General features: G+C 50.2%; 10 protein-coding genes. 7 read left to right on the forward strand and 3 right to left on the reverse strand.

All coding sequences use genetic code 11. The features are described from left to right. Positions 1-1,045 precede the first annotated feature (1,045 nt). The 3 genes from AC0YN3_RS21020 to AC0YN3_RS21030 all read right to left on the reverse strand — a co-directional run bounded on the left by AC0YN3_RS21020 (position 1,046) and on the right by AC0YN3_RS21030 (position 3,466). The gene (locus AC0YN3_RS21020; protein ID WP_475776989.1) at positions 1,046-2,275 is read right to left on the reverse strand and encodes an amidohydrolase family protein; all 1,230 of its coding nucleotides are present in this window, start codon (positions 2,273-2,275) and stop codon (positions 1,046-1,048) included. Between the two features lie 204 nt (positions 2,276-2,479). Next, on the reverse strand, positions 2,480-3,196 hold the full coding sequence (tatC, locus tag AC0YN3_RS21025) for a twin-arginine translocase subunit TatC (RefSeq protein WP_475776919.1): 717 nt from the start codon (positions 3,194-3,196) through the stop codon (positions 2,480-2,482). A 12-nt stretch (positions 3,197-3,208) separates the two neighbouring features. Further along, positions 3,209-3,466: a MerR family transcriptional regulator gene (locus AC0YN3_RS21030; RefSeq protein ID WP_475776920.1), complete on the reverse strand. Its 258-nt coding sequence runs from the start codon at positions 3,464-3,466 to the stop codon at positions 3,209-3,211. A gap of 321 nt (positions 3,467-3,787) precedes the next feature. Here AC0YN3_RS21030 and AC0YN3_RS21035 point away from each other — a divergent pair, with 321 nt between their 5' ends. The 7 genes from AC0YN3_RS21035 (at position 3,788) to AC0YN3_RS21065 (ending at position 12,217) form a co-directional block, all read left to right on the forward strand. Next, positions 3,788-3,979 (forward strand): twin-arginine translocase TatA/TatE family subunit, encoded by a 192-nt coding sequence (locus AC0YN3_RS21035; RefSeq protein ID WP_475776921.1) that lies wholly within the window; start codon positions 3,788-3,790, stop codon positions 3,977-3,979. 479 nt (positions 3,980-4,458) lie between these two features. After that, positions 4,459-6,201 carry a sensor histidine kinase gene (locus AC0YN3_RS21040; RefSeq protein ID WP_475776922.1) on the forward strand — a complete coding sequence of 581 codons (1,743 nt, stop codon included), beginning with the start codon at positions 4,459-4,461 and terminating at the stop codon, positions 6,199-6,201. Then, on the forward strand, positions 6,198-7,565 hold the full coding sequence (locus AC0YN3_RS21045) for a response regulator (protein ID WP_475776923.1): 1,368 nt from the start codon (positions 6,198-6,200) through the stop codon (positions 7,563-7,565). Before AC0YN3_RS21040 ends, AC0YN3_RS21045 begins: the two co-directional genes overlap by 4 nt. Before the next feature lie 186 nt (positions 7,566-7,751). Then, positions 7,752-9,392 (forward strand): type 2 periplasmic-binding domain-containing protein, encoded by a 1,641-nt coding sequence (locus AC0YN3_RS21050; RefSeq protein ID WP_475776924.1) that lies wholly within the window; start codon positions 7,752-7,754, stop codon positions 9,390-9,392. Positions 9,393-9,489: 97 nt separating this feature from the next. Next, entirely contained in the window at positions 9,490-10,380 is an 891-nt protein-coding gene (locus AC0YN3_RS21055) for an ABC transporter permease (protein ID WP_475776990.1), read from the forward strand. Positions 10,381-10,429: 49 nt separating this feature from the next. Next, positions 10,430-11,308 carry a carbohydrate ABC transporter permease gene (locus AC0YN3_RS21060; protein ID WP_441946414.1) on the forward strand — a complete coding sequence of 293 codons (879 nt, stop codon included), beginning with the start codon at positions 10,430-10,432 and terminating at the stop codon, positions 11,306-11,308. A gap of 36 nt (positions 11,309-11,344) precedes the next feature. Next, on the forward strand, positions 11,345-12,217 hold the full coding sequence (locus AC0YN3_RS21065) for a family 43 glycosylhydrolase (RefSeq protein ID WP_475776925.1): 873 nt from the start codon (positions 11,345-11,347) through the stop codon (positions 12,215-12,217). Positions 12,218-12,260: the final 43 nt, after the last annotated feature.

Here is a 12,260-nt window from a genome sequence, read left to right on the forward strand (position 1 = left end):
AACACTATACACAGATCGAAGAAGCTGCAGGGTAGCAGAGTAGTCTGGTTTGGCCCCGGCGCTATCGGGGTAGCTGCGCTGTACAAAGTACAGCAGAACCTTTAAAAGTGACAGTACCCAAGGGGCCGCGTTTTGCAAAGTGCAGCAGAACCCATATAAGTGACAGCATCAAAGGGCCGCGTTTTGCAAAGTGCAGCAGAACCCATATAAGTGACAGCATCAAAGGGCCGCGTTTTGCAAAGTGCAGCAGAACCCATATAGGTGACAGCATCAAAGGGCTACGTTGCACAAAGTACAACAGAACCCTCATAAGTGACCGTATCCAAGGGGCTACGTTGTACTTAGTACAATGAAAACCGAATATTTCCGTAAAACACATTAGAATCCTCTGATTCCATTGCAGAAACTGCAATGGAAGGTAGGTGCAAGTGTGTTAAGGAGTCATTACGTTGCAGAAAGTGCAGCGTAGGCCGAGGCTTACAGGTGTGGCTGGGTTTACCTAGTTTTTTTAAAAAATAGGCCTTCGTCCTGAATTACATAGGCATGAGGCCATTTCAGGTTGACTACAAGTGTTCGAAATGTTGAAAAACGTTGCCGTTTGGCAAGAGCTATGTTTGTTATGCGATAGTTTTCAACTGAGACCTTCACACCAACGGGAAGAAACGAAACGGTTAGGTTGGAAGGGGATGTCGTCATTTTCAACCACGCGCCCCGTTCTAGCCTCTTGCATGATAGTGAGTTTCGGCGTGGCTGCTGGATACCTTTTAAGCTAAGAAAAAAGCTCCCCCTCACGCGGAGGCCGCTGTAAAAGTAGTGTTTTTGAAATAACCAAAGCATATAGGGGGCCAAATGTGTTTCCCTAAACGAAACGAGCCTTAGAAGCGATTCTAGAGGCTCGTTTTGGAACTCTTTTATTGTTCTGAAAAAATGGACATTTACTGTGGCCGCTTACGTTACGGCATCACGTTTTATTCGTACGCGTGTCTACCATAAGGGGAGCAGACCGCTTCTGGAACACCGCTATTTTCATACTCCCAAGCAGCGGCTAGCGCTTAATCTTCGCGATCTCGAGCGAGCCGGAGGAAAGCGTGCCTTTATGCAGCACGGCTTCGCGCTTAGGCAGCCGTGCTACCGTTTCTGCCGAACAGCTCGCCGCTACGAGCACGGCGGTTGCCGCATCGCCAACCTTAGGCCATATTTGCTTGCCGGACTCGTCCAGCGGAGTGACTCCGCCAGTTGCCAGCGAAAGGGCGCGCGACAAATTGTATTCGCTGGACCAGCCGTACAGCTGCGCCGCAAGATGCGACTTCTGCAGCGTATCCCCGATGCCGAAGGGGGACCAGTGGTCGGTAATGCTGTCATTGCCGAGCAGCACCTGTACCTTTTGCTTCTGCAGCAGCGGAATCGGCATCACGCTTCTGCCGATCGGAACGGATGAGGCGATGGAAATGCCGAGCGAGGCAAGCCGATCGGCCATTTCTACGTCGGCGCCGGCTGTAAGCGAGGCGAGCGAGAAAGCATGGCTGACCGTGACTTTGCCTTGCAGACCCGCTTGCTCGGTCAAGTCGGCCAAGCGGCGAATGGCCTTTATGCCTGTTTCTCCGCCCTCATGCAGATGAATGTCGATGCCGGCTTTGTAGTCTACGGCAATCTGAACCATGGTTTGCAGCGATTTCTCCATGTCGACGTCAACCAGCGTAGGATCTAATCCGCCGACATGGGTGACGCCTAGCTGCATGGCGTCGCGCATAAGGCTCTCCACATTGGAGCGCAGCAAACCGTGCTGGGGAAAGGCGACGATTTCATGCGAGATTTTATCCGAATAATTGCCCAAGGCAAGCTTCAGCTTCTCCAAGTTTTTGAGTCCTACCGTCGGATCGATATTGCAGTGGCTTCTTACATAGGTGGTGCCGTAGCCAAGGATGAGCTCAATAAGCTTCTGGGCGCGCGCTTGGGCGGTGGGCAGAAGCTGCGGAAGCAACGTTTGCTCCTCGATTATCCGGTCGAAAATACCGTTTTTGGTCGGTCTAACCGCCCGCCAAGGGCCGCCATAGAAGGTTTTATCCAAATGGATATGCATGTCCCGGAAGGAAGGCAGGAGAAGCATGCCCTTCGCATCGTAGCAGTCGAGCGTTTTGCCGTAAGCGGCTTTCGTATCGAGAATTTTCGTAATTTTTCCCTTCTCGATCTGCAGGTTGCGAAGGACGGTTTCCGTAGCGACGACCTGACCGCTCTCGTAGGTATAGCCGCTTTCGAGACGAACGTTCAATAGCATGTAGCTGCTGTTTTTCCCAGGCTTCTTTGCTTTCGAATCCTCTTTTTTCGCCTCAGCGGCTGCATCCGCGGATTCAGGCGAGAAAAGCCCCATTGAGCCTATAACGCCGAGAACGGCCGAAGCCCCTCCGATTTTGCCGACATTGCCGATAAAGTCTCTGCGCGAGAGCCCTTTGTTTTCTTGATCCATGTTTCTATTCCTCCTCTAATCTTTTCTTTTATTTGCCCATTTGGCAAGGGGAAAGCTAGCTTCGAACAATAGGACTAACGGAATGAGGACGATGAAAGCCGATATGAAATCGGGCGGCGTAAGAATGGTCGATACGGTAACCAAGATGACATAAGCGAATTTTCTGCTTTTACGAAGGCGCTCAGGCGTAACGAGGCCAAGCCTAGCCAAGAAAATAAGCACGATAGGGTATTCAAAGGCTAGCGACAGCGGCAAAATAATGCGAATGAGAAACTGAATATATTGCGCCGCGCCATAGGTTTCGACTAAACCCATAGAGCGCGTAACGGTGGATGCAAACTGGACGGCCATCGGAAAAACGATAAACCAGCTGAAGGCAAGGCCGATTAAAAATAACAGGAGCGCGAACGGGATCAGCCACGGCACCGACTTCCGTTCTTTTAAAGTTAAGGCGGGCTTAACGAATAGCCATACCTGAAGTAATATAAACGGCACCGATGCGCCTATTCCGATCACTACTCCAGTTTGCATGTAGAGCTGAAGCGCGTCAAATGGCGAAAAAGCGTTCCATAGAATCGGTTGAGCGGGAGAGTAGGATTGCTGCAAGTAGCTAAGCACGGGACGAACCGACGCAATCCCGCCGACTAAAGCAATCGCGAACATGATGAGCACATAGATGATTCTTCTCCGAAGCTCGGTTAAATGATCGATTAAACTTGGCTGTGCCAGCACATTGAACGCCTCCTAACCATTTGCAGCCGTTCCTGCTTTGCTTCTTCCCGTGTTCTGCCTGATCTCGGCCGTCATCCAGCCGATCTCCATTTGCCTGCTGATCTCAACCAGCTTCTCGATGTCCCGGAATGAATATTTCCGCGTCCCCCCAAGCGTACGTTTCGGGCAAATAAGCTTCCGAATCTCATAGTAACGAATCCGCCTCTCCGATAAGCCGGTAAGCTCGCTGACCGTTCCGATATTCATAACTTGCTTATCCATAAACGACATGATGACAGCTCCTTTGCAATGGTTTGGCGTTGCCCTTGCCCTTGCGACTCCTTTCTGAAATTATGTTAGGAATACTAACGTTTGACCGATGTGTACCTAATGATAATGATGGAGGCAAGTACTGTCATTAGATGATGCACCCAACTTTTTACAATCGGTTTAGACACTTCGTACAACCCAAATCGAGCTACTACTATAAGCATTTTTCTTGAAAAAAACGATGTTAAATAATCTGACATAACGCAGGACGCGAGCGAAAGGATCTGCTATTGTGAAGGCATGGTAAGCGGCAGCACAATAACAGGAATGAGGTGGAGCTTCATGTTGCAAAGCATTGGATTACCCGGATTAATTATGATTCTAGTCGTTATTCTCATCGTGTTCGGACCTTCGAAGCTGCCAGAGCTTGGGCGGGCGGTAGGCCGCACGCTGCATGAATTCAAAAGCTCGGCGCGAGAGCTTGTTACGGAGAGCAAGGACGAGCAGGAAAGCAAAAGCAGCACGCCATCATGAAGCTATTTTTTGCTCGATAGGCTCAATGAAAGACGAGGAAGAAAGCAAAAGCAGCACGCCATCATAAAGCTATTTTTGCTCGATAGGTACAATGAAGGACGAGCAGGAAAGCAAAAGCAGCACGCCATCATAAAGCTAATTTTTGCTCGATAGGCTCAATGAAAGACGATCAAGAAAATCAAAACCAGCACGCCATCATGAAGCTAATTTTTGCTGAATACATCCAACGGAAAAAGAGCAGGCCGCGATCGCGGCCTGCTCTTTTCTGTTTTTCATTGAACGTAGAAGCGAAGGCTTTCTCCGCAAGCCGATAACGATACAATTTTTCAAAAAAATATAAGACTTTATATGTTTCACGAAATAAAGTATTCTTCTATTTCTACGAGAAACGGATACCCTCCTCTTGCAGAGGACGGCAAAGCCGTTTCTTCTTGTGATATAGTGTGATTGTCCAAATACATGATAAGCAGGTGAAGCGGGTGGAGGAGAGGGAAGGCTCATATATCAAACGTTTATTTGGCTGGGATACGCTGCGTGGCCAGCTCTATTGGACGCTGCTCATCAGCTCGGTTATTCCGCTTGTGCTCGTTGGGCTGCTGACGGTGTATTCGATCTATAATATTTTGTACAACAAAATAGAAAAAGGCATCGAGCAAAACCTGCAGCGGGTAAGAGGCGGCGTGGAGGAGACGCTGGGCAATCTGTATGACGTGTCGCAGCAAATGTCCTATCAAGGCTTCGTCGGGCAGGATTTGAAATTGCTCCAGACCAGCGAGGATACGTACGAGAAATCCCAGCTGACGACAGCCATCCAGCGCAATATGGGCATACTCAACGCCTCGAATCCGACGATTGGTTTAGTGCTGTATTACGATACGACAACAGGCGAGATGTTATACAACAACTATATAACGAGAGACGCGCACCCGGATTTCGACAGCCTGCCGAAGCTATCCATTAAATCGGACCATACTTATAACGGGCCTCATCTTACGTTGTACAAATACAATGACACGTCCGTTTTCTCTATTGTGAGGAGCGTAGGCGGGACGACCGATCCCCGGAATCCGATGCTCGTCTATGCGGAAACCAACGTAAAGGTCATTCAAAACGTTTTGAACAAGGAGCAATACGGGATGAACGTTGCGCATTTGCTCATGGACAACGACGGCGTGGTCTTATACAGCGACAAGCCTGAGCTGACGCCGATCGGCAGCCGTTATGACGCCAAGTCGATGGATCATTATTATTTCCATGAGGAGATCGGGAGCCAAGGCTGGCGCCTGGGCGTATTCATCGAAAAGGGCGAGTACCAGAAGGAAATCCGTGATTGGTTCGTACGCTATTCCTTTATTGTCGTATTGGGGCTGTTGATTAGCATCTGGTCCGCCTTCCGGACCTGGAAGGTCGTCATTGCTCCGCTGCACCGGATACGAAAGGGCATTTCCTCTTTTATCAGCCAGGAGCCGAATGATTTTTTTCAAAAGACGGGGCTGCGCGAGTTTGACTTCCTGATCGATAATTTCAAGGATATGCAATACAAAATCCAGGATCTAATCGAAGAGGTCGCCAAGGAGGCGAGCGAGAAGCAGGACATCGAGATGGAGAAGCTTATGGCTCAGATTAATCCGCATTTTTTGTATAACACGCTGAATACCGCGCAGTGGCTGGCACGTTTGAAGGGACAGCATGAAATTGATCGTTTCCTGTCGTTGTTCACGAAGGTGCTCAAGTATAATTTGGCCAAGGATGGCACCATTGTTACGCTGAAGGATGAAATCGATTCGCTGAACGATTACGTGGAGCTGCAAAAAATCAGGTATGATTTTGAGTTTGACGTGCGTTATGACATCCCGGAGCCGTTCCTTGCGACTCCGCTGCCGCGGTTTATTTTGCAGCCGATCGTCGAGAATGCCCTCTATCACGGGATGATGGACGAGAAAGGGATCATTGAGGTAAGCGTGCAGGAACAGAACCAAGCTTTGCTGTTGAAGGTGACCGATAACGGCAACGGAATCAGCCCGGAGAAAATCAAGGAGCTGCTGGAGTCTGATACGCGGAAAAATAATTTGTCGGGTCTTGGCATTGGCCTGAATTATGTGAAAAGGACGCTCAGCAGCTTTACGGGAGGCAGCAGCGAGCTTGCGATAGATAGCGTAATTGGAAAAGGGACGGTCGTTTCGATTCATTTGCCGATTGATAGGGAGGGTAATATGTTATGAAGGTCATTATCGTAGACGATGAAAAGCTGGTTAGGCGCGGGTTGATATCGATCATGCCTTGGTCCAAATATCAGATGGAGGTCGTCGGGGAAGCGGGCAACGGAAGAAAAGCGCTTGAGCTGCTGGAGCAGCAGGACGTTGATATCGTGTTTACGGATCTCATGATGCCCGAGATGTCCGGCTTTGAGCTGATGGAGGCAATGAGCGAGAAATACCCGGGGAAATCGGTCGTTGTCCTGTCTTGCCACGAGGAGTTCGCGTACGCACAGAAGGCGATCCGTATGGGCGCGCTTGATTATGTGGTCAAAAATGATTTGGAAACGGACACGATGGACGAGGTTTTGCGCCGAATTGCCCGTACCTACGAGGAGAGAAACGCCAAAAAACAAGCGCCGGATAAGAAGCTGTTCGATCGTGCGATGGTTGTCTTAAAGCTTGGAGACGATGAGCAGGCGGCCAAGCTCGTCGAAAAGCTTTCGGCAGGCAACGTCATTCATTATTTGGACCGCCACTGCTGGTTTTTCGCTTTGGACAGCTTAGGCGCCGAGCAGGAGAAGACGCTGATTGCGGATATCAAGCAGGCGAACTGCCTGCCGGTGCTTGTGCATGGCCTCGGCGGCATCACGCTTGGGGAAACGGTCGATCGGCTGCATGCTTATTTGTCATCCGGCTTATTATATGATTACAAGCACTGGGTCACCTTCTGGGAGTGGGCAGCTGACAAAGAGCATGAATGGGTAGAGCCGGAGAAAGAGCGGCTTGGACTGCGCTGGAATTCACCGGATTGGATCTACAGCAATGAAGAATACGAGCTTCTCCTGCAGGATACGGTCGCGCTGAGGCTGCCGATGGACGAGCTGAAGAAGCTGCTGTTCCCTGCGTTTCTAGAGAACGGGCGGTTGCTGCTCATGCTGGAGTGGTCGATGCAGCTCATATTCCGGTTGGAGCCGCTGCGGATGTGGGAAGAATGGAAAACGGCGCTTGAGGAAGAACGCGGCAAGCTGCGCAGCATCGTCTGCAAATCCAAATACGGCGACGATATCGTTCGCGTCATATACAAAGCCATTCGATTCATGCACGAGCAGGAGGAAATGAACTTCAACCAGCATGATTTGGCGGGCATCGCCAATATGAGCCGAACGTATTTCAGCCAATGCTTCAAAAATGTGACAGGCAAATCGTTCAACGATTATGCGACTGAAATTCGGATGTCGAAGGCGCAGCAGCTGCTGGTGCATACGAATACGCCGATTTATCAGATTGCGCAGCTTGTCGGCTTCAAGGATGAGAAATATTTCAGCAAGCTGTTCCTTCAGGAGATCGGCATGCTTCCGTCCGATTTCCGCAATCGGAATGCCATATAGGCGCAAAGCGCAAGGTGCGAAGTTTGTCGGCGGCACGTAGGTTATTGTCGCAGGCTGGTTAATCGTATGAAAAAAACGTTTACGAAAACACGCCTAACTGCCTACATCGTTCTGACCCTCATTCTCGCTGAACGGGCTTATACTGGGGCAGTGGACCATAAACGATATGCAGGGGGAAAAGCAGAAATGAAAAAAACGTTAGGCATACTCATTGTTTGCGCACTGATGGTACTTACTGCTTGCTCGGGAAATAATGAAAAAACGAATAACGGAGGTACCAGCGACGGCAATTCGAACGGCACGGGCACCGTATCTGAGCCGGCTGATCCGTACGCGCCAATGTCGGAGACCGTAACGATTGAAATTGGCAAAGAGGCAGCGGTTGATCCGAAGCTTCCGGATGGCTCCACCATCGAAGACAATGAGCTGACCCGCTATTTCGGCGAAAAGCTGAACATCAAGTATACGAACGCTTGGCAGGCTACGACGTCTGGCGATGCGTACATGCAGAAGGTCGGGCTTACGTTGTCTACCGGCGATATTCCAGACGTGATGACCGTAGACAAGCAACAGCTTGTACAGCTCGTGAATGCGGATCTTATCGAGGACCTGTCTTCAACGTACGAAAGCTTCGTATCGCCTGCGCTCAAAGCGGCTTATGATTCAACAGACGGCTACAGCCTAGCTTCGGCAACTTTCGACGGCAAGCTAATGGCATTCCCGAACGTAAGCCCGGGTGCGGATGCGCAGAACCTGCTTTGGGTGCGCCAAGATTGGCTGGACGAGCTGGGGCTTGAAGCTCCCAAAACGATGGATGACATCATTAACGTGACGAAAGCGTTCATGGACAAAAAAGGCTCATCGGGCCTGCTCGGCAACCAAGTAATTGTCAACATTGGAACAAGCGTATTCGGCTTTGATTCCATCTTCAGCGCTTACAATGCATATCCGCAGCTATGGGTAGAGGATGCGAGCGGCAATGCAGCTTACGGCTCGATTCAACCGGAAGTGAAGGATGCGCTTGCCAAGCTGAGAGGCTGGGTTGAAGAAGGCGTTATCGACAAAGAGTTTGCCGTGAAAAAGAGCGAGCAAGTGAATGAGCTTGTTGTTAGCGGAAAAGCGGGCATTTTCTTCGGTCCATGGTGGCTGCCGTTTGGCATGCTGGCCGATTCCGTGGCACAGGATTCGAAAGCGGAGTGGGTATCCTATCTGTCGCCGCTTAGCCAGGAAGGCAAGATGAATACGCATATGGGCTCGCCTACCACACGCTATCTCGTTGTGAAAAAGGGGTTCAAGCATCCCGAGGCTGTATTGAAAACATTGAATATGCAATTTGACGCCGATCAGCTGCAAGGCGAAGGCATCGTAGAAAAAGATGATTTCAACTGGATGAATATGCCGTTCTCGCTTCTCGTGAGCAACTATGACGACAAAGAGAAAAAGGCGAAGCTTGTACAAGACGTCATTGACGGCAACGCGGCAGCGGATACGCTGCAAGGCGAAGCGAAGCAAATCTACAACTCGTACCTTAAGGATAAAGAAAATCCGAAAAAGGATTTGGCTGCCTGGTCGCAAAGGCATGCTTTCTTGACCGGCGCATTGCCGCTTGGCAAGGATGACCAAATTAACCGCAAAGTCGGCGTTTATTATGACCAAACGGACACGATGCGTACGAAATGGGCGAACCTTCGCAAGCTGGAGGACGAAACGTTCTTGAAAATCATTATGGGCAACGAGCCGCTTGATTCCTTTGACGGCTTCGTGGATAAATGGAAATCGCAAGGCGGCGACCAAATTACCGAAGAAATCGCAGCAGCGGCCAAATAAGCAGTGAATAGCTAGCATGCAGGGACGGGATGGCGTTTGTATCCCGGATATTCCGTCCCTCAAGCTTGAAAGTTTGTTTAAGGATGGAGTGGGAGCTTTGCGAGATTCCAAAAATACGATTCATTATCATCTAATGCTGGCGCCGGGCATGATCCTCCTTATTATTTTCGGAATAGTCCCGCTATTCGGAATGGCGATCGCTTTCCAGGATTTTATTCCGGTCAAAGGGATTTGGGGCTCCAAATGGGTTGGCTTCGAAAACTTCAGCTACATGTTCCAACTGGACGACAGCAAGCTCATCTTTTTTAATACGATATTTATATCCCTCATGAAAATGGTTATGAACGTAATCGTTCCGGTAAGCACGGCGCTGCTATTGCATGAAATCGTGTTTAGCCGGATCAAGAAGTGGATGCAGACGATTATTTATTTGCCCCATTTCCTATCTTGGGTCATTCTAGCCGGCATTCTGAGCGACATGCTGTCACAGAACGGCATCGTCAATCAGGTTGTTACGGCTATTGCGGGAGAGCCGATATTTTTCCTTGGAAGCAATGATTGGTTTCCGGCCGTTGTTGTTCTAAGCGACGTATGGAAAGAGTTTGGGTTCAATACGATTATATTTCTAGCTGCGCTGACCGCCATTAATCCTTCCCTCTATGAGGCGGCATCGATAGACGGAGCGGGGCGCATTCGCAAAATATGGAGCGTCACGCTGCCCGGCATACTGCCGACGATTATCTTGGTTTCTACGCTGAATATCGGCAGCATCCTGAATGCGGGCTTCGATCAGATTTACAACTTGTACAACCCGCTCGTTTACGAGTCTGGAGACATCATCGATACCTATGTATACCGAATCGGGCTCGTTCAGTACCAATATGGGCTGGCTACGGCCGTTGGCGCGTTGAAATCGGTTGTCGGATTTATACTCATATTCGTTTCCTATCGACTGGCCTCCAAATATGCGGGCTATCGGATTTTCTAATCAGACGCAACAAGAATTTGCATGATTGCAATCAGAAGGGAAGTGTCCCATGCCGCTAACGGGTCTCCGCGGAATCCGGACTACTGATATTATATTGACGCTCGTCATGCTGCTCATTACGCTGCTTTGCTTGCTGCCGCTCGTGTACGTTGTTTCGCTTTCGTTCAGCGGCAAGTCGGCAGCGGCATCCGGCGCAGTAACCTTATTTCCAGTCGATTTCACCTTGTATTCCTATGAATATATGTTTAAGGACAGCCGGTTTTTCGACGCTTTCGGCGTATCGGTTAAGCGGGTGCTGCTAGGCGGAGCGATTAACTTCGTGCTGACGATTCTAATGGCCTATCCGCTTGCCAAGGAACGGCTTGAATTCCGGAGCAGGGACGTGTATATGTGGGTCATTGTATTCACGATGATGTTCACCGGCGGATTAATTCCGTGGTACATGGTCGTGAAGAGCCTTCATCTGACCGATACGATCTGGGCGCTCGTGCTGCCGACTGCCGTTCCCATCTTCAACGTTATTCTGCTGATGAACTTTTTCCGCGGCATGCCCAAGGAAATTAATGAATCGGCCAAAATGGACGGAGCCGGCCCGTGGCGGACGCTGATCGCCATTGCTGTACCGCTCGCGATGCCGGCGATTGCAACGGTGACGCTATTCAGCATTGTCGGCCACTGGAACGCGTTCTTCGATGGCCTCATCCTGATGAACAAGCAGCATAATATTCCGCTGCAAACATATATTCAGCAGCTCGTCGTTGCTCCGTCCATTTCTTCCTCGACAAGGCCGGAGGATTTGATAAACTTTTCTCAACGGACATTCAACGCAGCCAAGATCGTCGTCACGATGCTGCCCATCTTAATCATTTATCCGTTTCTGCAGCGTTATTTCGTACATGGCATCACATTAGGCTCGGTGAAAGAATAACAAGCGACGGAATACGCATTCAAAAGGAGCATGAGCATGACTATTGCCAACCCGATTCTGCCTGGCTTCTGGGCAGATCCGTTCATCCTGAGGGACGGAGACAATTATTACTTATATCCAACCAAGGACAGCGCCGGATGGATGTACGAGAAATTCCATGTGTTTCACAGCAAGGATTTGGTGAACTGGGACGGGCCATATTTGGCGCTCGATCTGGATGATGTCAGTTGGGCGGACAAGCAAGCATGGGCGCCGGGCATCGCGAAGCACAAAGACAAATATTATATGTATTTCTCTGCCGAGGCACAGATTGGCGCGGCCGTATCCGACTCGCCGCTGGGTCCCTTCAAGGATATGCTGGACCGTCCGCTAATCACGCGCGATGAATATGCCTGCCAGTCGATTGATGCAGATTTGTTCGTGGATGATGACGGTCAGCCTTATCTGCTTTGGGGACAAGGGAAATGCTGGATCGTGCCGCTGGAGGACGATATGGTCACCTTCAAAACGGCTCCGGTCGAGTTGTCCTTGCAGATTCATGCGGCAAAAGGCAGCGACGGGGCAGCAGGCGATATATCCGTGTACAACGAAGGGCCGCATATGCAGAAGAGGGACGGAAGATACTGGCTGACGTGGAGCAATTATGATACGCGTGATCCAAAGTACCAGATCGCATATGCGTTCAGCGAGCATATCCTTGGCCCTTATGAGGTGCCGGAGGATAACCGCATGACATTGGAATCCGCCAGAGCGGTTGGAACGGGCCATGCCTCGCTCACCGAATACGGGAAGGAATGGTACTTGGTTTATCATCGGCTAGCGGAGCCGGAGATAAGCGTGCTGCGCGAAACCTGTATCGGCCTGGTTCGGTTCAAGGATGGCAAGCCTTACGTCGACGTGAATGAATAAGCAAGGGAAGCCGGACAGGCTTTAGGCAAATATGCCTAAGCCT

It is taken from the genome of Paenibacillus sp. J22R232 (genome assembly GCF_056269165.1).